Source organism: Nocardia australiensis, from assembly GCF_020733705.1.
Lineage (GTDB): Bacteria > Actinomycetota > Actinomycetes > Mycobacteriales > Mycobacteriaceae > Nocardia > Nocardia australiensis.
In genome coordinates this window covers 2,668,163-2,691,580 of sequence record NZ_JAJFZM010000001.1, presented here as the reverse complement: position 1 = coordinate 2,691,580, position 23,418 = coordinate 2,668,163, and the positions used below count along the sequence as shown (strand labels likewise).

The window sequence follows — 23,418 nt, the reverse complement described above, 5'->3', positions numbered from 1 at the left end:
CCGATACCTTTCAGGCGCTGGCGATCTGGACAAGATTGCCGCAGGTGTCGTCGAATACGGCGGTGGTCACCGCGCCGAGCACCTCGGTGTAGAACAGGCAAGTATCTACTTGCATGCCAATGCGACGGCCCCGCGTGGCGCTCACCTCTCCAGTGGAACCGGCTCCAGAATCTGCGGGCGAGGCTCGGGGGCGGAGATGCGCAGCGCATCGGCGGAGGCGTCGTCGGGCTGAGTCTGCGAGCGAATCTCGGCCGCGACGCGCGCCTGGTATGTGCTGATCTCCCAGTCGATTTCATCCTGATCCCAGCCGAGGACCGGCGCGACGAGCTGCGCCACCTGTTCGGCGCAGTCCGCGCCACGATGGGAGTACTCGATGGAGATCCGGGTGCGGCGGGCCAGGATGTCGTCCAGGTGCAGCGCGCCCTCGGCCGCCGCCGCGTACACCGCCTCCACCTGGAGGTAAGAGGGTGCATCGGTAATCGGTTGCAGCAGTTCGGGTTTGCCGTCAGCCAAGCCGAGCACCTCGTCGATGAGCGAGCCGTAGCGATCCAGCAGGTGCTTGATCCGGTAGGGATGCACGCCGTAAGCCTCGGCCAGTTGCACCGTCTGGTTGACCAACGCGAAATATCCGTCCGCGCCGAGCAGCGGCACCTTCTCGGTGATCGACGGCGACACCCGCGCCGGAATATCCTGCGCCGCTTCATCGACCGCGTCGTAGGCCATCACTCGATAGGTGGTGTACTTGCCGCCCGCGATGCCGACCAGTCCCGGCGCGACCCGAGCGACAGCGTGTTCGCGTGACAGCTTGGAGGTCGAATCGCTTTCTCCCGCAAGCAAAGGCCGCAGACCGGCGTAGACGCCATCGATATCGTCGTGGGTGAGTGGGGCGACCAGCACCTGATTCACCTGATCGAGCAGATAGTCGATATCGGCCTTGGTCGCGGCGGGATGCGCGAGATCCAGATTCCAGTCGGTGTCGGTGGTTCCGACAATCCAGTGCGCTCCCCATGGGATCACGAACAGCACCGAGGTCGCGGTGCGCAGGATGATCGCGGTATCGCTGACGATGCGGTCACGCGGCACCACGATGTGCACGCCCTTGGAGGCGCGGACATGGAAGCGGCCCCGCTGATGCGACAGCGCCTGCACCTCGTCGGTCCACACCCCCGCCGCGTTGATCACCACATGCGCGCGCACCTCGCCGGTGCGCCCGTCGTCGCTGTCACGTACCTTCACCCCGACCACCCGATCGGCCTCCCGCAGGAAGCCGACCACCTGGGTGGAGGTGCGGATCACCGCGCCGTAGTGGGCGGCGGTGCGAGCGACGGTCATGGTGTGCCGCGCGTCGTCGACGACGGTGTCGTAGTAGCTGACGCCGCCGATCAGCGAGTCACGACGTAAGCCCGGAGCCAGCCTGAGAGCACCTTGTCGGGACAGATGATGTTGGCCGGGAACGGATTTGGCGCCACCCATGGTGTCGTAGAGCACCAGCCCGGCCGCCACATAGGGGCGCTCCCAGCCACGCCTGGTCAGCGGATAGAGAAACCGCAGCGGTTTCACCAAATGCGGCGCCAGCGTGGACAGGGCGAGTTCACGCTCCCGCAACGCCTCCCGTACCAGGCCGAACTCCAACTGCTCGAGATATCGCAGCCCGCCATGGAACATCTTCGACGATCGACTGGAAGTCCCCGAGGCGAGATCGCGCGCCTCGACCAGTGCGACATTCAAGCCGCGGGTGGCCGCGTCGAGCGCGATCCCGGCACCGACCACGCCGCCACCGATGACGACCATGTCGAAATGGTCCTTGCCGAAACGCTCCCATGCCGCCCTGCGCTGCTCGGGGCCGAGGAACTGCGATTCCGGTTTCTTGGTCATGCTCGACTCCTCCAGCCGACGCCGGCGTCGGGTGTAGACGACGCAGTGATCTTGTCTTCACGGGTACGCGCTCGTGCTGCTCACCTACAGGCTAGGCGAGCCGGTACCGATCCCGAGCCGTGGCCCTGGTCGTTTCGCCGACCCTGCCCAACCGAAGCTACCCGCTGGTAACAAAAGTTAACACTAACCCAGCCGCGCGCTCCCCGCGATGTGATGCGCGGCGCGTCCAGCGTTTAGTAGCCTGCACGAATGCGTCGCTATGTGGCCGCCATTGATCAAGGCACGACCTCGAGTCGGTGCATCGTATTCGACCAGCGGGGCCGCGTCGCCGGGATCGCCCAGCGCGAACACGAACAGCTCTTCCCACGCCCGGGCTGGGTCGAGCACGATCCGGAAACCATCTGGCGCAACACCGAATTCGTGCTGGGCGAGGTACTGAAAACCAGCGGCGTCGCCGCGAGCGATATCGCCGCGGTCGGCATCACCAACCAGCGCGAGACGACGGTGGTGTGGGAACGTGCCACCGGCAAGCCGATTCACAATGCGATCGTCTGGCAGGACACCCGCACCGACCAGCTGTGCACGGAGCTGGGCGGCGACCTCGGCCCGGCCCGCTACCAGGACCGCACCGGCCTACCGCTGTCGACCTATTTCGCCGGGCCGAAGCTGCGCTGGATCCTCGATCACGTCGAGGGCGCCGCCGAGCGGGCCGCATCGGGCGAGCTGTGCTTCGGCACCATGGACAGCTGGGTGCTGTGGAAACTGACCGGTGAGCACATCACGGATGTCACCAACGCCTCACGCACCATGCTGATGGATCTGCGCACACTGCGATGGGACTCGCAGATCTGCGCGGAATTCGGGGTACCAGAGGTGATGTTGCCGGAGATTCGCAGTTCGTCGGAGGTGTACGCGCGGATCACGGCCGGTCCGCTCGCAGGCATTCCGGTGGCGGGCATCCTCGGTGATCAGCAGGCCGCCACCTTCGGGCAGGCGTGCCTGCTGCCCGGCGAGGCCAAGAATACCTACGGCACAGGCAATTTCATGCTCCTCAACACCGGAACCACGCCGATCCCGAGCAAGCACGGGCTGCTCACCACCGTGTGTTACCGGCTCGGTGCGCAGCAAGCCGTCTACGCGCTCGAAGGCTCCATCGCGGTCACCGGCTCGCTGGTGCAATGGTTTCGCGACAACCTCGGCATCATCTCCGACGCGGCGGAGATCGAACCGCTGGCCCGCAGCGTCGACGACAATGGCGGCGCCTACATCGTGCCCGCCTTTTCCGGCCTGTTCGCCCCGCGCTGGCGCCCGGACGCGCGTGGCGTGATCACCGGGCTCACTCGCTTCGTGAACAAGGGCCACCTGGCCCGAGCGGTATTGGAGTCCACCGCATTTCAGACCCGCGAGGTCGTCGACGCCATGCGTGCGGACGCCGAATCAGAGCAACTCGGTCTCGAACTGACCACCCTCAAGGTCGACGGCGGCATGGTCGGCAACGACCTGCTCATGCAATTCCAAGCCGATATCCTCGACGTTCCCGTGGTCCGCCCGGTGGTCAATGAAACCACCGCCCTCGGCGCGGCTTACGCGGCCGGACTCGCGGTCGGCTTCTGGGCCGGCACCGACGAGATCCGCGCCAACTGGGCCGTCGGCAAGACCTGGGAACCCGATATGCCCGCCGACGAGCGCAGCACCCTGCTGGCCGATTGGAACAAGGCCGTGGAACGCACCTACAACTGGGTGGAATAGGCCCGCGGGACCGGCGAAGCTACGTGGCCGCGCGGGCCAGACGCGCGATCGCCTCGTCCAGCGTTGCCGCGTCCGACGTGGTGAAACACATCCGCATCGCGTGGCCGTAATCGGTGTCGACCGCGAAAGCCGAACCCGGCACGAACGCGACACCGGCATCGAGGGCGCGCGGCAGCAACTGCTTGGTGTCGGTACCGTCGGTGAACTCCGCCCAGACGAACATGCCGCCGGCCGCATCGGAACAGCTCACCCGGTCACCGAAGCGGGTGCGCACGGCGTTCACCAACGACTTCGCGCGGTCGCCGTAGGTAGTGCGCACGGTGTCGGTATGGCCGGCTAGCCAGGACTCGTCGGAAAGCAGGTCGGTCGCGATCTGCTGGGTCAGCGCCGAACCGCACAGGTCCGCACCCTGTTTCAGCATTTCCACCGCACGGCAGACACGATCTGGCGCGACCATCCAGCCGACCCGCAGGCTCGGCGAGAGGATCTTCGACGCACTCGACAACCGAATCACGTTTCGCGAGTATGCCGCCACCGGCGCCGGCGCCGGACTGTCGAACCACAACTCGCCGTAGGGATCGTCCTCGATCACCCAAAAGCCGTGTGCGTCAGCGAGTTCCGCGATCTCACGGCGACGCCGTGAACTCATCGTCACACCGCCCGGGTTGTGAAAGTTGCTCACGGTGTGCACGAGCGCCGGACGCTCGCCACGCGCCAGCAGCTCGGTCAGCACGTCAAGACGCATACCCTCGGCATCGAGCGGCACCCCGACGATCCGCGCGCCCGCGGCCCGAAACACCTGCAGCGCACCCACATATGCCGGGTCCTCCACGATCACCAGCGCACCCGGATCCAGCAGCACCTCGGCCAGCAGCGAAAGCGCCTGCTGCGAACCGTGTGTCACGAACACCTCGTCGAGTTCGACGGCACGGCCGAGCCGCTGCGACTCCCGGCGCACCAGCACCTCGCGCAATGGGCCCCACCCCGGCGACTCGGTGTATTGCAGGCAGCCGTTACCGCTCAGCGCGGCCTCGGCGGCCTCGGCCAGGCGTGCGCGCGGCATCAGTTCGGCGTCCGGCAGGCCACCGGCCAGGCTGATGATCTCGGTGCGGCCGGTCAGTTTGAGCAGGTCACGAATCGCCGAGCTCCGCAGTCCGTCGAGTTTGGCCGCGAGCGGTGGAATGGTCGGCGACATGGAAACCTCCGAGGAAACGCCATGGGTACGCGAAATCCCACTGTCTCACAGTATGACCATAATATGAAATCAAAATCCCATATTATGGACACGCATGGCCGTATCCTGGCCTGAACTGGTCAAGTACGTTCCTTGATGGAAAACACCAACGTACTGCCGTCCCGGTTCGCCGTGGTCACGCTCTGCCGGTAGACAAGCCGTGAGCCATCGGGGCGGTTTTCGGTGAGATCCACCTCGAAGTGCTCGGGCCCGAGTTCGGTGATGCGCAGACAATGCGTGGTACCGGTCGGGATCTGGTCGTTGATCGCCTGCTGGATAACCTCGGCAGCCGACACATTTTCCGCGTCCGGGGCCACGAACTGCCTGGCCCGCTCCCCATTGCGCTCGACGTAGAACGCGTGCTGGAACCCCAGAATCGCACCCGGCCCGGTAGCGGTGTCGCCCACACCATTGCCCACGGTGATCTTGCCGTCGTGGCCGGCCGGGCAGCTCAGTTCGGGAGTGGTCGTGGTCAAAGGCACCGGCGGCGGTGCGGCTTTGTCCGAGCCACTACCGCCGCCTCGATTCACCGCGACGATCGACACGACGAGCGCGACAACGACCACAACCGCGCCAACGCCGCCGAGCACAATCCACCGGCCGCGCGTAGCGCTCTGGCGTGCTGGAGCCGAATCCGGCGTCGGGATCGCCTTGCTCGGTGCGAGACGCTTCGCGATCGGATCATCCGCCCACGACAGGCTCTCCGATTCGGACCGAGGCGACGGTTCCGGGGGCGTCGGCACGCCCCCCGAATCGGTCGGACGATTCCACCACTCATCGCGCTGGCCGGTCTGCGGTGCGACCGGATGCCGAACAGTGAGATCGTCATCGGAATCGACCGGAAGTTGCGGATGCCGGACAGTCGGGGCGGGTGGTGGCGGCCCATCGGGAAACACTGTCGTTTCGGGGGCGCGATACTGCGCGGGTGGTGGCGCCGTCGGTGGTTCGTCCGCGGGACGCCAGGCCAACTCCGGATGGTCGGTAGCGGGCTCGGGCACCTGCCACGGTTGTTGTCGCCCGGCAGTCGGTGGACCGAAGTCATCCATCGGTGGACCGAAATCACCCACCGGCGGACCGAAATCACCCACTGGTGGACCGAAATCACCCACCGGCGGACCGAACTGCGACCCGGATTGATCGGATTCGTTGTCCCTGCCATCGCCCTCGGAGCCCACACCAAATCCTTTCCCCAGGACACACGTGTGGGGTGGCCGCGAACGACCACCCCACCCGTCGAATCACCTCGTGTCAGTACTGGAGCGAACCGCCCCACTGGGTGGTGACACCAGCCACGTTGGCTGTCTGCGCCAGTTCGCCCGGCAGCGGAAGTTTAACTTGCGCCGCGGCATCGAGGGCAGCTTGTCCACCCGGCTGCGCCGCAATCCAATGCTCGACGGCCGCCTTCGCCAGGTTCGCCTGGGTGGTGTCAAAGACCACGTCGGTCTTGTTGTCCGGCAGCCCCTCACCACCGGTGTAGCTGGTGAGCTTGACGCTATTGGCGCCGACGTACTCGACCGACACACCGGCCTCACCGGCACCGGTCGGGGTCCGATACCCGATGGTGCCGACGTAACCCGCCGCATTGTTGAAGTGGTGGGTGTTGGCGACATAGCCGGGGATCAGGGTGCCGCCGTCGATGTTCGCACCGACCTCCTGGTGCGGACCCTCCATCTCGACGACCGGCGCGGCGGGCGCGGCCTGCAAGCGCGGGGCTTCCCACCGCGGCTGCTGAACCAGCGTGTCCGCTTCCGGCTGTGCGCCTTGGGCATTCGAGTTCTCGCCCGGGGTTCCGGGAGCGACCTGGGCATCCGGCTGAGCAGGCTTCGGGGTGGCACCGGGCACCGGCGGATCCGGAACGACGGCAGGCTGCACGGTGCCGGGCTGCTGGCCCGGAACCGGAAGCGGCGCAACGCGCGGCGTGGTCACACCGGGCTGCGTCGGCGAGGCGAGCTTCGGGTCCTTCAGCGGATTCGGCATCACCTGATTCGGATCCGGGGTCGTGACACCCGGCTGACTCGGTGTCGGCTTACCCGACTCAGGTTTGGTCGACTCAGGCTTGGTCGACTCAGGTTTGGTCGACTCCGGGGTGTCCGACTCAGGGGTGTCCGATTCCGGCTTTTCCGATTCCGGTTTGGTGGTCTCCGGCTGCCCCTGATCCTCGGGCGCATCGGTGGCACCCGGCTGGCTGGGCGCCGGGGTCGGGGTCGCAGGTGTGGTCGGCTGATCCGGAACTGCCCCCGCCGGCGCCGCGAAGAGAGTGGCCACAGCGGCCGCAGTGGCCAGCGGCAACGATGTGCTCGCCATCGCTCGCTGCGCCCGACTCGGCTTACGATGTTTCACTTTTCGCAATCCCTTCCCGGGTGTGACCGAACGGCCGCACACAGTTGTCCCTGGTGAGACGCTTGGCCGCCGAACGGCCCATGGGGCCTTCGCCGTTCGATGTTTGGAAAGGAACAATCCCCCCACACAACACGCGATCGCCCGCCGATCGCATCTCTGCGGGAAGTGAACCACAAGTCGCGCAGTCAGGCAACGTGACGAAATATGCCCAACGACAAGAACACTCGAAGCGGCCGTGAGCGCCGGCGCGTCGACCCGCGATCAGTCCAGATCGTCGTGCCGCATGAGCAGACGCGCGGCCTCGGTGACCGAACCCGTCAACGACGGATACACCGAGAAGGTCTGAGCAAGGTCGTTCACTGTCAGATTGTTCTGCACCGCGAGGGCAATCGGCAGAATGAGCTCCGAGGCGATCGGCGCCACCACCACGCCACCGATGACCACACCGGTCGCCGGGCGGCAGAAGATCTTGACGAAACCCCGTCGCAGGCCCGACATCTTGGCGCGCGGGTTGGTATTGAGCGGCAGCATTACCGTTCGGGCGGGTACTTCACCGTCATCGATCGCCGTCTGGCTGACACCGACGGTCGCGATCTCCGGGCGAGTGAAGACCGCCGACGCGACCGTCTTCAACCGGATCGGGCTCACGCCCTCACCCAGCGCGTGATACATCGCGATACGGCCCTGCATTGCCGCCACCGAAGCCAACGGCAGCAGACCGGTGCAGTCGCCGGCGGCATAAATACCCGGCACCGCAGTCCGCGACACTCGATCCACCCGCAGATAGCCGCCGCGATCGACTTCGATACCGACCCGATCCAGGCCGAGACCATCGGTGTTGGGCGTCGAGCCGACGGTCATCAGAGCATGACTGCCCGTAACGGTCCTGCCATCCGACAGCTTGACCACAATGCCATCGGCGGTGCGCTCCACCGCATCGGCACGCGCGTGCTTGACCAATTCGACGCCACGCTCGGCCAGCGCGTCCTCGAGTACCAAGGCGGCGTCCGCGTCCTCGCCCGGCAACACTCGGTCGCGACTGGACACCAGCTTCACCCGCACACCCATCTCGGTGTACGCCGACACGAATTCCGCACCCGTGACACCCGATCCGACCACCACCAGCGTCTCCGGCAACTCCCCCAAGTCATAGAGCTGACGCCAGTTCAGGATCCGTTCGCCGTCCGGCTCGGCTCCCGGCAACACGCGCGGGCTCGCACCCGTGGCGATCAGCACAACCTCGGCCTCTAGGAGTTCCTCGGTACCGTCGGCCAAACGCGCCCGCACCCGGTGCGCGGCAAGCCCCGTCCCGGGATCGTCGAGTTGCGCGCGCCCCTGCAATACCGTCACACCGACGGTCTGCAACTTGGATCGAATATCGGAGGACTGCGCCAGCGCGAGCGCCTTCACTCGCGCGTTAACCTCGGGCAACTGGATCGTCGCCTGACTCGGATCGAGGGTGATCCCCAGGTCACGAGCGCGACGCAGGTCCGTGCGCACGCCGGTGGAGGCGATGAAGGTCTTCGACGGCACGCAATCCCACAGGACGCACGCCCCACCGATGCCATCGCAATCGATCAAGGTGACCGAGGCTCCATGCTGGGCCGCGACCAACGCCGCTTCGTAGCCGGCCGGACCGCCGCCGATGATCGCTATGCGGGCCATGGATACCTCCGCTCGAGCCTTTCGACCGGGATCTCCGGTACCGGGAACCAACGTTAGCTGGCGAACACACGGTCATCTCGCGGGGATAGAGACGGATACGGCGAAGGTTATTGGATACCCTTTGCAGGTGCCGATCTACGCCGCCTACGGGTCGAACATGGACTCGTCCCAGATGCTCGATCGCTGTCCGCACTCTCCCATGTCCGGGACGGGCTGGTTAGAGGGCTGGCGACTCACCTTCAGTGGCGACGACATCGGCTGGGAGGGGCCGCTTGCCACCGTCGTCGAGGAACCCGGCTCGCGGGTCTTCGTCGTCCTCTACGACGTCTCCACCGAAGACGAGCAGCGCCTCGACCGGTGGGAGGGCTCCGACTTCGGTATCCACCGCAAGGTCAGGCTCAGGGTCAACCCGAGCCCGGACAGCGGCGCGAAACCGATCCTCGCCTGGCTCTACGTCCTCGACGCCTACGAAGGCGGGCTGCCATCGGCGCGCTACATCGGTGTGATCGCCGACGCCGCCGAGAAGGCGGGCGCCCCCGAGGAATACGTCCACGCCCTCCGCACCCGTAACAGCCGCAATGTCGGGCCAGGGAATTTCTCCGCCTGATCCGCCCGCGACGCCTATCGGCCCGCTTGCAGGACGATGTTGCTCAGGACTCGAACGCCGACAGCCAGGGCTCGCTCGTCGAGGTCGAATGTCGGCTGATGTATATCGAGTTGTTCGCCGACGCCCGACCAGACGCCGAGCCGGGCCATAGCGCCGGGGATTTCCTCCAGGTACCAGGAGAAGTCCTCGCCGCCTCCGGATTGGAGGGTGTCCGCGAGGGCGTCTGGTCCGGTGGTGCGGATGGCGTCTTCGAACATCCGGGTCGATTGCTCATCGTTGACTACCGGCGGCACTCCGCGTTTGTAGTTCAACTGGTAGCGCACGCCGGTGGGGGCGAGCAGGCCGTCCACGATCTCCCGGACCATCGGCTCCAATAGTGACCAGGTCGCGTGATCGCCGGTGCGGACGGTGCCGGTGAGCATGCCGGTCTGCGGAATCGCGTTGGGCGCCTTGCCCGCGCTGACCGCGCCCCACACCATCACGGTGCTGGTGCGCGGATCGATGCGACGGCTGAGCAGCCCGGGCAGCCCGGTGATGACGGTACCGATGGCGTAGACCAGGTCGCTGGTCAGATGCGGTCGTGAGGTGTGTCCACCGGGGGAATCGAGTACCAACTCGACGGTGTCGGCGGCCGAGGTGATCGCCCCGACGCGCACACCGACCCGCCCGACTTCCAGCCGAGGATCGCAGTGCAGCGCGAAGATCCGCTCCACACCCTCCATGGCGCCGGTGGCCACCACGTCGATGGCACCGCCGGGCATAACCTCTTCGGCGGGCTGGAACACCAGTCGCACCCCTACCGGCAGATCAACGTCGGCCAGTGCCAGCGCGGTGCCGAGCAGCATCGCCGTGTGCGCGTCGTGCCCGCAGGCATGCGAGACGCCGGGCACGGTCGAGGCGAAGCTGAGTCCGGTGAACTCCTGTAACGGGAGCGCGTCCATATCGGCGCGCAATCCGATCCGTGGCCCGTCCGGCCCGATGTCACAGATCAATCCGGTACCTCCGGGCAGCGGCTCCCACGACAATCCGGCCTTGGTCAGCCAGGACGAGACGAATTCGGTGGTGGCGAACTCGGTGCGGGAAAGCTCTGGGTTGGCGTGAATATGCCTGCGCCACTGGACGAGATCGACCGTGTGCTCGGCCAGCCACCCCTCGACCGCTTCCTGCCCGGCGCGAACGGTGCCCGTCAACGCGACGAGTCCCTCCGTGGTCACGCCCACACCTGCTTCCGAGCCCGCCGCCGAACGGCCGGTACTGCTCACCGAATGTCCTCCTGTCGTTGAACGAGCCGTTGCAACAACCTGTCTCTATGCACTTCATCGCGGGCGACGGCTATCGCGGTACGCGCGAGCGCTATCGCACCGTCGACAACCGCGCGATCCGCCGAAGCGTTGATACTCGCCGCAGCGAAGCCGGGCTGATGTGTCACCGCCCCATCGGCGTCTATACCGATGACCGGATGGATGCCCGGGATGACGTTGGTGACATTTCCCATATCCGTGCTTCCGAGCGGCTGCTGCGCCTCGAGTTCCGGTGCGATCGGCACCCGGCCCAGGTCGATGATCTGCTCGCGATAGGCAAACAGTAGTCCCGGATCGGGGGTCAGCTCGGTATATGTCGGCGCAACCGTCCTCACCTGGTGAGTACAGCCGGTCGCGAGGGCACCCGCCTCGAAACAAGCCGACGCTCGTCGCATCAGATCGTCGAGAGACTCGGAATCGACTGCGCGTAGGTAATACAGCAGTTCCGCACGTCCGGGCACAATGTTGGGGGCTATGCCACCGTCGCTGACTATACCGTGCAGTTGCTGTCCGGGGCGGAGATGCTGTCGCAGCAATCCCAGAGCTACCTGCGCGATCGTTACCGCGTCACCGGCGTTGCGACCCAGTTCCGGCGCGGCGCTCGCATGCGCCTCGCGCCCGTGGAACACCACTGCCAGATCCGCCAGTGCCAGCGAGCGCGCGTCGACGATGTCGATCGGACCGGGATGCACCATCATCGCCATCGCGACATCGTCGAAGACACCGCGCTCGAGCATCAGCACTTTGCCGCCACCGCTCTCCTCGGCCGGCGTGCCGAATACGACAACCCTGATGCCGAGTGCGTCGGCCACCTCGGCGAGGCCGAGCGCGGCACCGACGGCCGAGGCGGCGATGATGTTGTGCCCGCAGGCATGTCCGATCTCCGGGAGCGCATCGTATTCCGCGCAGATGCCGACGGTGAGCTCGCCGCTGCCATAGCAGGCGCGAAACGCGGTGGGCAGCTCGGCGACGCCGAGCTCGATCTCGAAGCCCCGCTCGGCCAGCGGCGCGACGGTTTTGGCGACGCTGCGGGTCTCCTCGAAAGCCAGTTCCGGTTCGGCGTGAATCGCGTGCGACAGGCCGATCAGATCGACGGCCGCGGACTTGATCGCCGCGTCCGCCACGGCGTCAAGGGGCCTTGTCGCAGCCCGTTCGTCGCTGCGCGAATCATGGTGCCCGCTACGCGGTGGTGGCATGGCACACAGTGTTACACGCGAGGATCTCGCGGGTTATCCGGCCGCGAACGCCAGATTCTCCGGTGTGGTCACAACCGCGAGACCCGCCAGCGCCTTGGCGTGCAGGGCACGCTTGATCACCGGCAGATTCGGCTTGCGGTTGCCCGCCAGTGCCCCTGCCCGCTCGACGGCGGCGCCGAGCAATGCCTCGGCATCGGCCTTGTCGTCGACGATGCCTGCCGCGATCGCCTGGTCGGCCGGGTAGCGGTGCCCGGTTGTCATGGCCTGCAACGCGACCTGATTGGACAGTCGTTCGGTCAGCAGGGCGTTCATACCCACCGTGAACGGCATGCCCAAATGCACCTCGGGCAGGCAATAGAAGCCGCGATCGGCGCGCATCAGCCGGAAGTCGTGCGAGGTGGCGAGCATGGCACCCGCGCCGAAGGCATGGCCATTGAGCGCGGCCACCGTCGGCAGCGGAAAGGCGAGCAGCCTGGTGAAGAGGGAATGCACCCGGTCCAGGTAGCCGTGCATCTGGTCCACGTTGCTGAACAGCCAGTCGGTATCGAGGCCGTTGCTGTAGAACTTCCCGGTCGCGACCGTAACCAGGGCCGCGGGCCCCTCGGATGCCTCGACCTCGTCGAGCACCCCGTGGAGTTCGTCGATCCAATCCGGGTGGAAGCGGTTCTCGCTGTCGGTCTGCCCCTCGTTCCCGAGGTAGACGACGAACACATCCCCATCACGTTCCAGATACGGCATGCGTGCAGCGTAACGGGTACGCGAGCCAAAGCCTACTGGCGGGTAGCAAACGCCCTACGCGCCCACTCGCCGCATGCGACGCAAATCAAATACCATGTGCTGATGCTTGCCGAAGAGGCCGCCGAGGCGATCGCCGAACGTACGGGAGTGCAGCGTCATCGAGTTGCGGTGGTGCTCGGGTCGGGCTGGCAGGAGGCGGCCGCGGAGATCGGGACACCGACCGCGTCGGTGCCGATGCCGGAACTGCCCGGGTTCGGGACACCGAGCGCGCAGGGACATGTGGGCATGGTTCATTCGGTCACCGTCAGGGAAAACCCGGTGTTGCTGTTGATGGGCCGTCAGCATCTGTATGAGGGCTATCAGCCCGCAGAGGTGGTGCATCCGGTGACCGCGGCGATCGCGGCGGGCGCCGAGATCGTCGTGCTCACCAATGCGGCCGGGGGCATCCGGGAAGGCTTGCGGGTGGGTGAGCCGGTGCTGATCGGCGACCATCTCAACCTCACCGGTCGCACCCCGTTGACCGGCGCGACCTTCGTCGATCTCGTGAACGCCTGGGATCCCGAATTGCGTGCGTTGGCAAGGGAAATCGACCCGAGTCTGGCCGAGGGCGTGTACGCGGGCCTGACCGGACCGCAATACGAGACACCCGCCGAGATTCGGATGCTGCGCACCATCGGAGCCGATCTGGTCGGCATGTCGACGGTGCTGGAGGCCATCGCCTCCCGCGCGCTCGGGGCTCGAGTACTGGGAATCTCGCTGGTCACCAATCTGGGCGCGGGTGTCACCGGCGCGCACCTTTCGCACGCCGAGGTGCTCGCCGAAGGTGCCGCCGCGGCACCACGTCTCGGCAAACTCCTGCGCGGCGTGCTGGAACGGCTGTAGATGCTGCGCTTCGGCACCGCCGGGTTGCGTGGGCCACTGCAAGACGGTCCCGACGGCATGAATCCGACCACCGTGAGCCGGGCGAGCGCGGGGCTCGGCGACTGGTTACGCGAACGCTGCCTGGGCGGCGGGGCGGTGGTGGTCGGCCGCGACGCCAGGCACGGCTCGGCCGAATTCGCCATTGCCACCGCGGAAATCTTCGCGGCCGCGGGTTTTACGGTGACGCTGCTGCCACGCCCACTGCCGACGCCGGTCGTCGCGTACGCGGTGCGGGCGCTGGGAGCCGTTGCCGGAGTTCAGATCACCGCGTCGCACAACCCCGCGAGCGACAACGGCTACAAGGTGTATCTGGATGGCGGCTCGCAGCTGATCGCGCCCGCCGACACCGAAATCGAAGGGTGTATCGAGGCGGTCACCGAACCGATCGCCCGAACGCCGGTCACCGCGGCCGACGACGAACTGGTGCGCCGATATCTCGCCAGGGTGGCCCGGTTACCCGAACTGATCGGCGGGCCCGGTGCGCGTTCCGATATTCGAATCGCATTGACCCCGCTGCACGGCGTCGGCGGCGATACGGCTGTCGCCGCCCTGACCGCTGCCGGATTCGCCCATGTGCACGTGGTCGGCGAGCAATTCGCGCCCGACGCGGACTTCCCCACTGTCGCGTTCCCCAACCCCGAGGAACCCGGCGCGACCGATCTTCTACTCGCCACGGCCGAACACATCGGCGCGGATCTCGCCATCGCCCTCGACCCGGATGCCGATCGGTGTGCGGTCGGCATACCTGATGGGTCCGGCGGTTGGCGCATGTTGCGCGGCGACGAAACCGGTGTGCTGCTTGGTGATTGCGTACTGCGGACCGCGCCGCCGGATTCGCTGGTGGCCACCACCATCGTGTCGTCGCGACTGCTGTCGAAGCTCGCGGCGGCCCGTGGCGCGCGTTACGCGGAGACGCTGACCGGCTTCAAATGGCTGGCCCGCGCGGGTGACGGCCTGGTCTATGCCTACGAGGAGGCCATCGGCCACTGCGTGGACCCCGCGACTGTGCGGGACAAGGACGGCATCTCCGCGGCCGTTCTCACCGCCGATCTGGTTGCTCGGCTGAAGTCCGTTGGTCGCACACTCGCCGACGAACTCGATGACTACGCGATCGAATTCGGTCTGCACGCCTGCGACCAGGTGTCGTTGCGACTGGCCGACCAGGCCGCCGCCGCTGCCGTGGTAGACCGCCTGCGCGCGGCCCCGCCGCACGAGATCGCCGGCGAGCCGATGGAGTACACCGATATGCTCCGGGTGCGTGGCCGAATGCGTACCGACGCACTGATTTTCCAGGGCAGCACCTCCCGCGTCGTCGTTCGCCCATCGGGCACCGAGCCGAAGCTCAAGTGCTATCTGGAAGTGGTCGAACCGGTCGCCACCGAGGTGGCGCTCGGCAACGCCACCACGGCGGCCGAGGAACGCCTGGCAGCCCTGCGCGACTTCTGTTTACACCTGTGAACCGGGGGTCTGCGGGCATCATCGATAGATGAGCAACATGCGCTGCACGCATTGCGCGGCAACGGACCTGGAGCCGGGCTTCATCGAGGATTCCGGCCAGGCCGCCCGAGGCTATACGAGCTGGATCGCAGGACCGCTCGAACTCGGCATCTTCGGAGGGGCCAAACGGATGGGGCGAACACGGTGGCTGGTCGATGCCTACCGGTGCAGACGGTGCTCGCATCTGGAGCTGTTCGCCCGCCCGCGCTGAGTTCAGCGCGGGCCGAACTGGCGATCGCCCGCGTCGCCGAGGCCGGGGACGATGTAGGCGTCGGAGTTCAAGCCCGCATCCACAGCCGTGGTGACCAGCCGGACCGGCAGACCCGAATCGGCCAGCGCGGCAACACCTTCGGGAGCCGCGACCACACACACGGCGGTGATATCGGTAGCCCCGCGGGTGACCAGCAACTGCAGGGTATGACGCATGGAGCCGCCGGTGGCCAGCATCGGGTCGAGCACGAAGACCGGCGAGGCGGACAGATCGTCCGGCAGTGACTCCATGTACGGCACCGGTTGATGAGTCCGCTCATCACGGGCGATGCCGACGAAGCCGACCCTGGCATTCGGAATCAGTTCGGCGGCGGCATCGATCATGCCCAGCCCCGCCCGCAGCACGGGCACCAGCAGCGGCGGCTGGGCAAGCCGCACACCTTCGGCAAACGCCACCGGCGTGGCGACCTCGAACCGTGTCACCGGCGCTTCGCGCAAGGCTTCGTAGATCAGGATTCCGGTCAGATCCCGCAGTGCCGCACGAAAAGCCGGGTTGGGCGTGCGCGTGTCCCGCATGGTGGTCAGTAGGGCGGCGGCCAGTGGGTGGTCCACGGTATGCGTGTGCATGAAGGAACGATAGGGTCGATCTCGAGTTCGATGTCGCCGCTGCGGCCAGAATTTTTCGGCGGGGCTGGAACCGATTCGGAAGGCAGCGCGTCGAACTAGGTGGATGACGTACTCTGCCTGGGAACAAACAGATGGGGGAAAGCACGATGCGAAAGATGTCGGCAGACACCGAGGGCATCGCCGCCTATGGCGCGAGCGCCCATGTCATGGCCGGTGAAATGGCGGCGGCGGGCGCGGGCGCGGCGGGCGCGAGTCCCGCGCTCCTCGGTCCGATCATGGGCTTGATCGGTGGTGACTTCATGGCGGCCTATGCCGCCGCTCATGCCGGGCACGTGGCGGCGATCGGCCAGCTCTCGGCGGTGCTGACCAGCATGGGGGGCGCCGCGACCGGCGCGGCCGTTGTCCTCGGCGAGACGGATCAGACCAATGCCACCGCGCTGAATTCCGGATTGGACGCGTGACCCGGTGATCGATATCAACGTGCTCGCCAAGCCGTTGTTCGACCTGCTCAGCAGCTTCGGCACGGGGGTCTTACCCAGCGGCGGGCCGTCCAATCAGTTGACGTCCACCTCGAGCATCATCGACCAGATCCACGCTTTCGGCCGTAACAGCATCAACAGCATGAACTCGGCGTGGGACGGTCAGGCGGCCGATTCCGCGACCTCGAAGGCGCTGCGCGTGCAGACCTCCGCGGCCACCATCTCCGACCGTGGCAACGAGATGGCTACCGTGGTCGATCAGGCTGCCGCTCAGGTCGAGACGGGCCAGAAGGAGCTCACCGCGATCGTCCAGTCGTTCGTCGACACCGCGACGACGATGGGTCCCGCGATCGCGACTCCTGCGGGCCTCACGGTCATCGTCGGCTCCGCGATCGACCACTTCGGCCAGGCGATGAACGTGGTCGGCCGGGTGCAGAACGAACTCGACACCCAGACCGCGTCGATGACCGAGCTGACCCCGCCCCCATCGACCGCACCCGCATCGGCGGCAACCGGTATCGCCAGCAGCGCGAGTTCGATCGCGCAACCGGCGATGTCGGCGTTGTCCAGCGTCGGCAGTGCGGCGGGCCAAATGCTCACCAGCATGGCGACCACACCCGCTGCCAGCTCCAGTCCGTCCAAATCCAGTTCGTCCTCCCCCAGCAATTCCGGCGCGTCACAGTCGAGCAATAACGCGAGCGGAGCCGACAGCGGCAAGGGCGTGAAGGTGACTCTGCCCGACGGCAGCATTGTGGAGGCGCCGAACGAGAAGGCGGCGACGGCGGTCAGGTCGGCACTCGGCGCCGTCGGCACCCCGTATGCGTGGGGCGGCAATACGCCTGGCAGCGGCATCGACTGCAGCGGGCTGACCAAGTACGCGTATGGCGAAGCGGGCGTCGACCTACCCCGGCTGGCCCAGGAACAGGGCAGCGGGCACATGTCGGTCTCCCCCGGTGACCTGATGCCCGGCGATCTGGCCGTCTGGGATGGGCACGTCGCCATGGTTATCGGTAATGGACAACTCGTTGAGGCCGGTGACCCGGTCCAGGTCGGCGCGATTCGAACGGAGAACAGCGGTATGGACTTCTACGGCTTCTACAGGCCGACCTCATGACCGAACAGCCCCAGCCGCCGGCCGTCCCCAATGTGACGGTGGCCGCCAGCTCCAATCGGTCGGGCACCATTTCGGTCCGCGCCACCGACCAGGGAATGCCGGTGGAGATCAAGTTCGAGCGCAGCGAATACCGTTACGGCGCACAGACTCTCGCGGACGAGATCCTCCGCCTGACCAAGCGTTCCGCCGTCGCCGCCCGCGCCCGCAGACGCGAGCTGCTCGCCGAGGCGGGCATGCCCGCCGACATCCTCGACCGGCTCAAGCTGCCGACCCGGCAGGACGCGGTGGATGAGCTGGACCGGATCGACGACGCTGACACGGGACCCACGAGCTGGATGAGGCCGGTATGAGTGCGGAAATGGACGCTCTGGTCGCCAACGCGACGCAGAAGCTGGAAGCGCTCGAGGCCGCGCTGTATGGCCTCGAGCAGGTGCGCGGCCGGTTCCGCACCGAGGACGGCGCGGTCGGCGCCGAGGTCGACAGCGACGGTGCTCTGGTCGCGCTGACGTTGTCAGAGTCGGTTACCACACTGCCGCCCGCCGAGGTCGGACAGCTGATCGTGTGGGCGTGCAGGCAGGCCGCCGAGGACGCGGGTACCCAGCGCTCGAAGGTCGTTGCGACACTGAACGAGTCGTTCGTCCCGGCGCAGGAGGGCGCTGCCGGAAGCATTGGGGGCAGGCCGAATAGTGCCTGACTTGGAAGGTCGTTAGGCTTCCGGACATGGCTTCTGGAGACATCGTCCCGATCGAGCTCGGCCTGACCGACGGCGATCTCGTCACCCTATGGGCACCGCGCTGGCGAGACGGTGACGACGAGTGGGAGGCATTCCTCGGCCACGAGGACTCCCTCTACGGTTTCGAATCCGTCGCCGAGCTGGCCGCATTCATACGGACCAACTCCGACAACGATCTGATCGACCACCCGGCGTGGAAGGTCGTCGCGGCGCTGTCCGCGGTGGAATTGGAGCCGGAGGAAAACTTCTCCTTCGATCTGGTCGCGGTGCCGGAGCTGGCCGCGGGCGATCCCGACGTGGACTCCATCGCGGAGCTCGAGGACACCCTCGCCATGGTTCGCAATATCGGCGAGGTGTGCGAACTCGAGACGGTGACCAAGTTCTTCGGCTCGCATCCCGTGCTCGGCGCGCTCCCGGGTGGGGTCAGCGCGTTCTTCGGACGTGACGGTGAAGAGCTCTGGGACCAGATCGGCGCCGCCATCGCCAAGGGGTGGGACAACGTGCTCGATGCCATCGACTCGGTGGTGCAGACTCCGGATGTCGACGCGGCGGCGGTCGCCGTCGCGGAGGCCGAGTTGCTGGCCGCCGAGGAGAATGTCGTCGACGCCGACGATGCCGCCGACAGCGAGGACGAGGAAGAGTTCGAGACCATCGACCTCGACGCGGACGACGAGAACGAGGACGACGAAGAAGCCGAGGAGTCGTTCTGGAATGAGGTCGGCATCGACCCGGTCAAGATCATCACCGCCGACGGCACCTATTTCACCCTGCGCTGTTACCTCGACGACGAGCCGATCTTCCTTGGCAAGGACGGCTCGATCACGGTATTCGGCTCCGAGCGGGCTCTGGCCCGCTACCTGGCCGACGACCACGAACACGATCTGGCGCGGGTGAGCACCTACATCGGCGTCCAGACCGCCGCCGTCGACGGTTCGCTCGAGGTCGAGGTCACCGACGAGAACGTCTATGTGCTGCCCGGCCTCGCCGACGATCTGGCCGAAGGGCCGGAGGCGGTGGATATCGAGCAGCTGGATCTGGCGGTCGAACTGCTCACCGACGCCGCCGACTATGCCGACGACGACGCGGTGGAGCAGGCGCTGGCCCAGTCCAACCCGCTGGGCTGGTATGTCTCCTACCTGCTGAACCCGGATCCGAACCGAATGGCTCCCAACCCGCCGTTCGCCGCCGAGGCGCAGAGCTGGCGGGATCTGGAACGTAACTTCGAGAGCCGCCTCGCACCGCAGTGAGTCCACGAATGCTCCGGATTCCCGCTCGGTTCAACGGCCCGCCCGACTCCGGCAACGGCGGCTATGTGGGTGGGCTGCTCGCCGAACAGCACAGTGACCTCGCGGTGACGGTCGTCCTGCGCAGCCCGCCACCCCTGGACGTTGCGCTGCGGGTCTCGGACGGACGGCTGTTCGACGGCGACACCCTGGTCGCCGAGTCACGGCCGGGCACATTCGAACGCGATGCGCCACAGCGCATTTCGTTCGCCACGGCCGAGTCCGCGGCCGACTTGTATCAGAACGACGACCTGTTCTCGAACTGCTTCGTATGCGGCAGTACCCGTGCCGACGGTCTGCGGATCGAGCCGGGTGCCGTCGGTGACGGGGTGGTCGCCGCACCGTGGATTCCCGACGAATCGCTGCCGCTCGGCACCGCCGTGTTGTGGGCGGCGATGGACTGTCCTGGTGGCTGGTCACTGCCCTCGATGTCCGAACGCCCCGCGTTGCTGGGCTCGATGACCGCCGCGGTCCACGAGCTTCCCGAGGTCGGCGAGCCGTGCGTGGTTATCGGCGAAGGCCACGGCGAGCAAGGTCGAAAGGCGTTCGCGTCGACGGCGATCTATGGTGCGGATGATCGGCTGCTCGGCCGGGCCGAACAGATCTGGATTCGGCTGAACTAGGCCGGGCACGCGGCGCCGAGGACGTCGGGGGCGTGTTCGTGTGCCCACCGGCCGGCCGGACACACGAACACTGTTGCTGCCGTGCACTATCCGAGCAGGACCGCGTATCCCGGCTTGATGATGTTGTCGATGATCCGAAGACGCTCAGGGAACGGAATGAATGCCGACTTCATGGCATTGATGGTGAACCGCTCCATGTCGCTCCAGCCGTAGCCGAAGGTGTCGACCAGCTTCGCCATTTCCTTGCTCATGCTGGTGTCGCTCATCAAACGGTTGTCGGTATTGACGGTGACGCGGAATCGCAGCCTAGCCAGCAGGTCGAATGGGTGCTTGTCCAGCGAAGGGACCGCGCCGGTCTGCACGTTCGACGACGGACACAGCTCGAGCGGAATGCGCATGTCACGCACATAGTTCGCGACCAGCCCGAGGCGAGCGTCCTCGATCGCGTCGGGGACGGTGATGTCGTCGGTGATCCGCACGCCATGGCCGAGCCGATCGCAACCGCAGAAGGCCAGCGCCTCATGGATGGACGGCAGGCCGAATGCCTCACCCGCGTGAATGGTGAAGTGCGCGCTGTTGGCTCGCATGTATTCGAACGCGTCGAGGTGACGACTGGGCGGGTACCCCGCCTCCGCACCCGCGATATCGAACCCGCCGACGCCGCGATCGCGGAAACGCACGGTCAGTTCCGCGATCTCCCGCGAACGCGCGGCATGCCGCATGGCGGTGAGCAAGCAGATCACCACGATCGGGTTGCCCGCCGCGGCTGCGGCAGCCTCGCCCTCGCGGAAGCCCGCGAGCGTGTGCTCGACGACCTCGTCCAGTGTCAAACCACGTTCGAGATGTTGTTCGGGCGCGAAGCGCACCTCGGCGTACACGACGCCGTCGGCGGCGAGGTCTTCCGCGCATTCGCGAGCGACCCGGCGTAAACCCTCGGGTGTCTGCATCACCGCGACGGTGTGGACAAAGGTCTCCAGATAACGCTCCAGCGAGCCGCTGTCGGCCGCGTCGCGGAACCAGGCGGCCAACGCCGCCACGTCCCCGGCGGGAAGTTCGTCGTAACCGCAATCGGCGGCGAGCTCCAACACCGTCGCGGGCCGCAAGCCACCATCGAGGTGATCATGTAGCAGCGCTTTGGGAGCTTGGCGGATCGAGGCAAGGGTCAAAGGCATCGGTCCAGTCATGACCACACGGTAGCCGTGTGCCCCCACTCCGGCAGTGCACTTGGTGCGCACCGTCACCTGTGATTGCCCTCTCGGGCGCGTCGGCTCACCATTTTCGACCACTCGATGTTCCCGGCGGACCAGCTCCTGCGACCGACCGAGCAGACCGGAACAGAGCGGATGCGGCGACGCGCCGCAGACGCCCGCCGTCCTACGTTGACAGATGCCTGCCGGACGAGTGCGACACCTCAGGATTCGATCCGGTCGAGGATCAGCGGGGCGCCGGGTCGCCAACCGGGGCCGTCGATGGTTACGGCATCGCCTAGCGCGGCAAGCGCGCCCTCGAATGCCTCCGGTGTATCGGTGTGCAGTGTGAGCAGCGGATCGCCCGCGGAAACGGAATCGCCTGGCTTGGCGTGCATTTCGATGCCCGCACCCGGCTGCACCGGGTCACCCTGCCTGGCCCGGCCGGCACCGAGCCGCCAGGCGGCGATCCCGACACCCATCGCATCGAGTCGGGTGAGCACACCGGCACGTTCGGCGCGCACGGTCTCGGTGTGTTTCGCGCGCGGCAGCGGCGCGTGCGGATTGCCGCCCTGAGCTTCGATCATGGCGCGCCAGTGGTCCATGGCGCGGCCGTCCGCGAGCACGGCTGCGGGGTCGATATCGAGACCGGCCTGCGCGACCATTTCATGAGCAAGGGCGAGGGTCAGCTCGACGACATCGGCGGGACCGCCACCGGCGAGCACTTCTACCGACTCCGCGACCTCCAGCGCATTGCCCGCGGTTCGGCCGAGCGGTGTGTCCATGGCGGTCAGCAACGCGACCGTCCGCACACCGGCGTCGGTGCCGAGTTCGACCATCGCCGTGGCCAATTCGCGCGCACCCTCGATCGTCTTCAGGAAGGCACCGGAGCCGACCTTCACATCGAGCACCAGCGCGGCGGTCCCCTCCGCGACCTTCTTGCTCATGATCGAGCTGGCGATCAGCGGAATGGATTCGACGGTCCCGGTGACATCGCGCAGTGCGTAGAGCCGCTTATCGGCCGGGGCCAGGTCGGCGCCCGCCGCGCATACGACCACACCGATGGCGGGGTCCGCCAAGATCTCCCGCATCCGCGGCACCGGCATGTCGGCCTGCCACCCCGCGATCGATTCCAGTTTGTCCAGCGTCCCGCCGGTGTGCCCGAGCCCGCGCCCGGACAGTTGCGGCACGGCCGCGCCGCAGGCCGCGACCAATGGCGCCAACGGCAGCGTGATCTTGTCGCCCACTCCCCCGGTCGAGTGCTTGTCCACGGTCGGGCGCGGCAGATCGGTGAAGTCCATTCGCCGGCCCGACGCGATCATCGCGGCGGTCCATCGCGCGGTTTCGCGCCGGGTCATCCCGCGCCACACCACCGCCATCGCCAACGCCGCCATTTGCTCGTCGGCCACCGCACCCCTGGTGAATCCGTCGATCACCCAGTTGATCTGCGCGTCCGAGAGTTCGCCGCCATCGCGCTTGGTCGTGATGATCGAAACCGCGTCCAATGCCGTCACACCGGCCAGTCTGGCATGGGCGATCACGAACCCTGGGTTGTCGTCGCCGCTCCCGATCAGCTCGCCGCCACCACTACCGCTACGCCTGGCCGGCAACCAAGTCGTCGGGACCGAAGGCGTCCGGCAGCAAAACCCGCAGCGCGATGGGACCGGTCGTGTGGTCGATCAGGAGATCGGGTCCGCCGTGTTCGTAGAGGAGCTGACGGCAGCGGCCGCATGGCATCAGAATTTCGCCACGGGAATCGGTGACGGAGACGGCGCGCAGACGTCCGCCACCGCCCGAAATTAAGTTACCGACCAGTACACATTCGGCGCAAAGGGCCAATCCATATGAGACATTTTCCACATTGCAGCCGCGCACAATTCGGCCGTCAACACTGAGAGCCGCGGCGCCGACCGAGAATCGCGAGTATGGCGCATAGGCATTATGCATAACGCGAATAGCGTTGTCGCGCAATATATTCCAGTCGATTTCCGACATAGGCCACCTCCTGTGAACCAGCCCGAATCAGGCCACGCAAAGGC

24 protein-coding genes are annotated in these 23,418 nt (G+C 66.7%); 11 read left to right on the top strand and 13 right to left on the bottom strand.

Features of this window, described 5'->3' with window-relative positions; translation table 11 throughout:
• Window positions 1-10 precede the first annotated feature (10 nt).
• Together LKE06_RS32500 and LKE06_RS12115 are read right to left on the bottom strand one after the other, a co-directional pair.
• The gene (locus LKE06_RS32500) at window positions 11-145 is read right to left on the bottom strand and encodes a hypothetical protein (protein ID WP_255648542.1); all 135 of its coding nucleotides are present in this window, start codon (window positions 143-145) and stop codon (window positions 11-13) included.
• Window positions 142-1,875, bottom strand: coding sequence for a glycerol-3-phosphate dehydrogenase/oxidase (locus LKE06_RS12115; protein ID WP_227998711.1), 1,734 nt, complete (start codon window positions 1,873-1,875; stop codon window positions 142-144). The genes LKE06_RS32500 and LKE06_RS12115 overlap by 4 nt, the downstream gene beginning before the upstream one ends.
• A 249-nt stretch (window positions 1,876-2,124) precedes the next feature.
• Here LKE06_RS12115 and glpK point away from each other — a divergent pair, with 249 nt between their 5' ends.
• Window positions 2,125-3,624 (top strand): glycerol kinase GlpK, encoded by a 1,500-nt coding sequence (gene glpK, locus LKE06_RS12110; protein WP_227998710.1) that lies wholly within the window; start codon window positions 2,125-2,127, stop codon window positions 3,622-3,624.
• Window positions 3,625-3,643: 19 nt separating this feature from the next.
• On the opposite strand, the gene LKE06_RS12105 is transcribed toward glpK, so the two are convergent.
• The 4 genes from LKE06_RS12105 to LKE06_RS12090 all read right to left on the bottom strand — a co-directional run bounded on the left by LKE06_RS12105 (window position 3,644) and on the right by LKE06_RS12090 (window position 8,863).
• Window positions 3,644-4,819 carry an aminotransferase-like domain-containing protein gene (locus LKE06_RS12105; protein WP_227998709.1) on the bottom strand — a complete coding sequence of 392 codons (1,176 nt, stop codon included), beginning with the start codon at window positions 4,817-4,819 and terminating at the stop codon, window positions 3,644-3,646.
• A gap of 119 nt (window positions 4,820-4,938) precedes the next feature.
• Window positions 4,939-6,033 carry a DUF8176 domain-containing protein gene (locus LKE06_RS12100; RefSeq protein ID WP_227998708.1) on the bottom strand — a complete coding sequence of 365 codons (1,095 nt, stop codon included), beginning with the start codon at window positions 6,031-6,033 and terminating at the stop codon, window positions 4,939-4,941.
• A gap of 73 nt (window positions 6,034-6,106) precedes the next feature.
• The gene (locus LKE06_RS12095) at window positions 6,107-7,162 is read right to left on the bottom strand and encodes a hypothetical protein (protein WP_227998707.1); all 1,056 of its coding nucleotides are present in this window, start codon (window positions 7,160-7,162) and stop codon (window positions 6,107-6,109) included.
• 297 nt (window positions 7,163-7,459) lie between these two features.
• Window positions 7,460-8,863 (bottom strand): NAD(P)H-quinone dehydrogenase, encoded by a 1,404-nt coding sequence (locus tag LKE06_RS12090; RefSeq protein ID WP_227998706.1) that lies wholly within the window; start codon window positions 8,861-8,863, stop codon window positions 7,460-7,462.
• A 127-nt stretch (window positions 8,864-8,990) separates the two neighbouring features.
• On the opposite strand from LKE06_RS12090, the gene LKE06_RS12085 reads away from it, so the two are divergent.
• Complete coding sequence (locus LKE06_RS12085) at window positions 8,991-9,470, top strand: gamma-glutamylcyclotransferase family protein (protein ID WP_227998705.1); 480 nt, start codon at window positions 8,991-8,993, stop codon at window positions 9,468-9,470.
• Between the two features lie 14 nt (window positions 9,471-9,484).
• On the opposite strand, the gene LKE06_RS12080 is transcribed toward LKE06_RS12085, so the two are convergent.
• The 3 genes from LKE06_RS12080 to LKE06_RS12070 all read right to left on the bottom strand — a co-directional run bounded on the left by LKE06_RS12080 (window position 9,485) and on the right by LKE06_RS12070 (window position 12,705).
• Window positions 9,485-10,660 carry a M20 family metallopeptidase gene (locus LKE06_RS12080; protein WP_255649081.1) on the bottom strand — a complete coding sequence of 392 codons (1,176 nt, stop codon included), beginning with the start codon at window positions 10,658-10,660 and terminating at the stop codon, window positions 9,485-9,487.
• A 68-nt stretch (window positions 10,661-10,728) separates the two neighbouring features.
• Window positions 10,729-11,967, bottom strand: coding sequence for a M20 family metallopeptidase (locus LKE06_RS12075; RefSeq protein WP_227998704.1), 1,239 nt, complete (start codon window positions 11,965-11,967; stop codon window positions 10,729-10,731).
• A gap of 33 nt (window positions 11,968-12,000) precedes the next feature.
• Complete coding sequence (locus tag LKE06_RS12070; protein WP_227998703.1) at window positions 12,001-12,705, bottom strand: enoyl-CoA hydratase-related protein; 705 nt, start codon at window positions 12,703-12,705, stop codon at window positions 12,001-12,003.
• Between the two features lie 102 nt (window positions 12,706-12,807).
• On the opposite strand from LKE06_RS12070, the gene LKE06_RS12065 reads away from it, so the two are divergent.
• The 3 genes from LKE06_RS12065 to LKE06_RS12055 are packed head-to-tail and all read left to right on the top strand — an operon-like array spanning window position 12,808 to window position 15,334.
• Window positions 12,808-13,587: a purine-nucleoside phosphorylase gene (locus LKE06_RS12065; RefSeq protein WP_227998702.1), complete on the top strand. Its 780-nt coding sequence runs from the start codon at window positions 12,808-12,810 to the stop codon at window positions 13,585-13,587.
• On the top strand, window positions 13,588-15,084 hold the full coding sequence (locus LKE06_RS12060; RefSeq protein ID WP_227998701.1) for a phospho-sugar mutase: 1,497 nt from the start codon (window positions 13,588-13,590) through the stop codon (window positions 15,082-15,084).
• Window positions 15,085-15,112: 28 nt separating this feature from the next.
• On the top strand, window positions 15,113-15,334 hold the full coding sequence (locus LKE06_RS12055; RefSeq protein WP_227998700.1) for a hypothetical protein: 222 nt from the start codon (window positions 15,113-15,115) through the stop codon (window positions 15,332-15,334).
• A gap of 2 nt (window positions 15,335-15,336) precedes the next feature.
• Here the strand turns inward: LKE06_RS12055 and upp are convergent, their stop codons facing one another.
• Window positions 15,337-15,960 (bottom strand): uracil phosphoribosyltransferase, encoded by a 624-nt coding sequence (gene upp / locus LKE06_RS12050; protein ID WP_227998699.1) that lies wholly within the window; start codon window positions 15,958-15,960, stop codon window positions 15,337-15,339.
• A 155-nt stretch (window positions 15,961-16,115) separates the two neighbouring features.
• Here upp and LKE06_RS12045 point away from each other — a divergent pair, with 155 nt between their 5' ends.
• The 6 genes from LKE06_RS12045 to LKE06_RS12020 are packed head-to-tail and all read left to right on the top strand — an operon-like array spanning window position 16,116 to window position 20,192.
• The gene (locus tag LKE06_RS12045) at window positions 16,116-16,421 is read left to right on the top strand and encodes a hypothetical protein (RefSeq protein WP_255648541.1); all 306 of its coding nucleotides are present in this window, start codon (window positions 16,116-16,118) and stop codon (window positions 16,419-16,421) included.
• Window positions 16,422-16,425: 4 nt separating this feature from the next.
• Complete coding sequence (locus LKE06_RS12040) at window positions 16,426-17,553, top strand: bifunctional WXG100 family type VII secretion target/C40 family peptidase (RefSeq protein ID WP_227998697.1); 1,128 nt, start codon at window positions 16,426-16,428, stop codon at window positions 17,551-17,553.
• Complete coding sequence (locus LKE06_RS12035; RefSeq protein WP_227998696.1) at window positions 17,550-17,903, top strand: hypothetical protein; 354 nt, start codon at window positions 17,550-17,552, stop codon at window positions 17,901-17,903. Before LKE06_RS12040 ends, LKE06_RS12035 begins: the two co-directional genes overlap by 4 nt.
• Entirely contained in the window at window positions 17,900-18,247 is a 348-nt protein-coding gene (locus LKE06_RS12030; RefSeq protein ID WP_227998695.1) for a YbaB/EbfC family nucleoid-associated protein, read from the top strand. Before LKE06_RS12035 ends, LKE06_RS12030 begins: the two co-directional genes overlap by 4 nt.
• A gap of 26 nt (window positions 18,248-18,273) precedes the next feature.
• Window positions 18,274-19,533 carry a SatS C-terminal domain-containing protein gene (locus LKE06_RS12025; protein ID WP_227998694.1) on the top strand — a complete coding sequence of 420 codons (1,260 nt, stop codon included), beginning with the start codon at window positions 18,274-18,276 and terminating at the stop codon, window positions 19,531-19,533.
• Window positions 19,534-19,541: 8 nt separating this feature from the next.
• Window positions 19,542-20,192, top strand: coding sequence for a hypothetical protein (locus tag LKE06_RS12020; RefSeq protein ID WP_227998693.1), 651 nt, complete (start codon window positions 19,542-19,544; stop codon window positions 20,190-20,192).
• An 86-nt stretch (window positions 20,193-20,278) separates the two neighbouring features.
• Here LKE06_RS12020 and LKE06_RS12015 read toward each other — a convergent pair whose 3' ends face one another.
• From LKE06_RS12015 to LKE06_RS12005, 3 genes are all read right to left on the bottom strand, one after another.
• Window positions 20,279-21,376 (bottom strand): adenosine deaminase, encoded by a 1,098-nt coding sequence (locus LKE06_RS12015; RefSeq protein ID WP_227998692.1) that lies wholly within the window; start codon window positions 21,374-21,376, stop codon window positions 20,279-20,281.
• A gap of 227 nt (window positions 21,377-21,603) precedes the next feature.
• Entirely contained in the window at window positions 21,604-22,893 is a 1,290-nt protein-coding gene (locus tag LKE06_RS12010; protein WP_227998691.1) for a thymidine phosphorylase, read from the bottom strand.
• A 79-nt stretch (window positions 22,894-22,972) separates the two neighbouring features.
• Window positions 22,973-23,374, bottom strand: coding sequence for a cytidine deaminase (locus LKE06_RS12005; protein ID WP_227998690.1), 402 nt, complete (start codon window positions 23,372-23,374; stop codon window positions 22,973-22,975).
• Window positions 23,375-23,418 lie beyond the last annotated feature (44 nt).

What these genes read in the sequence shown, in the direction of transcription:
- LKE06_RS12115 (WP_227998711.1), bottom strand. Translation starts at nt 1,875, where the DNA reads ATGACCAAGAAACCGGAATCGCAGTTCCTCGGCCCCGAGCAGCGCAGG.
- glpK (WP_227998710.1), top strand. Translation starts at nt 2,125, where the DNA reads ATGCGTCGCTATGTGGCCGCCATTGATCAAGGCACGACCTCGAGTCGG.
- LKE06_RS12105 (WP_227998709.1), bottom strand. Translation starts at nt 4,819, where the DNA reads ATGTCGCCGACCATTCCACCGCTCGCGGCCAAACTCGACGGACTGCGG.
- LKE06_RS12095 (WP_227998707.1), bottom strand. Translation starts at nt 7,162, where the DNA reads ATGGCGAGCACATCGTTGCCGCTGGCCACTGCGGCCGCTGTGGCCACT.
- LKE06_RS12090 (WP_227998706.1), bottom strand. Translation starts at nt 8,863, where the DNA reads ATGGCCCGCATAGCGATCATCGGCGGCGGTCCGGCCGGCTACGAAGCG.
- LKE06_RS12075 (WP_227998704.1), bottom strand. Translation starts at nt 11,967, where the DNA reads ATGCCACCACCGCGTAGCGGGCACCATGATTCGCGCAGCGACGAACGG.
- LKE06_RS12070 (WP_227998703.1), bottom strand. Translation starts at nt 12,705, where the DNA reads ATGCCGTATCTGGAACGTGATGGGGATGTGTTCGTCGTCTACCTCGGG.
- LKE06_RS12065 (WP_227998702.1), top strand. Translation starts at nt 12,808, where the DNA reads ATGCTTGCCGAAGAGGCCGCCGAGGCGATCGCCGAACGTACGGGAGTG.
- LKE06_RS12060 (WP_227998701.1), top strand. Translation starts at nt 13,588, where the DNA reads ATGCTGCGCTTCGGCACCGCCGGGTTGCGTGGGCCACTGCAAGACGGT.
- LKE06_RS12055 (WP_227998700.1), top strand. Translation starts at nt 15,113, where the DNA reads ATGAGCAACATGCGCTGCACGCATTGCGCGGCAACGGACCTGGAGCCG.
- upp (WP_227998699.1), bottom strand. Translation starts at nt 15,960, where the DNA reads ATGCACACGCATACCGTGGACCACCCACTGGCCGCCGCCCTACTGACC.
- LKE06_RS12045 (WP_255648541.1), top strand. Translation starts at nt 16,116, where the DNA reads ATGTCGGCAGACACCGAGGGCATCGCCGCCTATGGCGCGAGCGCCCAT.
- LKE06_RS12035 (WP_227998696.1), top strand. Translation starts at nt 17,550, where the DNA reads ATGACCGAACAGCCCCAGCCGCCGGCCGTCCCCAATGTGACGGTGGCC.
- LKE06_RS12030 (WP_227998695.1), top strand. Translation starts at nt 17,900, where the DNA reads ATGAGTGCGGAAATGGACGCTCTGGTCGCCAACGCGACGCAGAAGCTG.
- LKE06_RS12025 (WP_227998694.1), top strand. Translation starts at nt 18,274, where the DNA reads ATGGCTTCTGGAGACATCGTCCCGATCGAGCTCGGCCTGACCGACGGC.
- LKE06_RS12020 (WP_227998693.1), top strand. Translation starts at nt 19,542, where the DNA reads ATGCTCCGGATTCCCGCTCGGTTCAACGGCCCGCCCGACTCCGGCAAC.
- LKE06_RS12015 (WP_227998692.1), bottom strand. Translation starts at nt 21,376, where the DNA reads ATGACTGGACCGATGCCTTTGACCCTTGCCTCGATCCGCCAAGCTCCC.
- LKE06_RS12005 (WP_227998690.1), bottom strand. Translation starts at nt 23,374, where the DNA reads ATGTCGGAAATCGACTGGAATATATTGCGCGACAACGCTATTCGCGTT.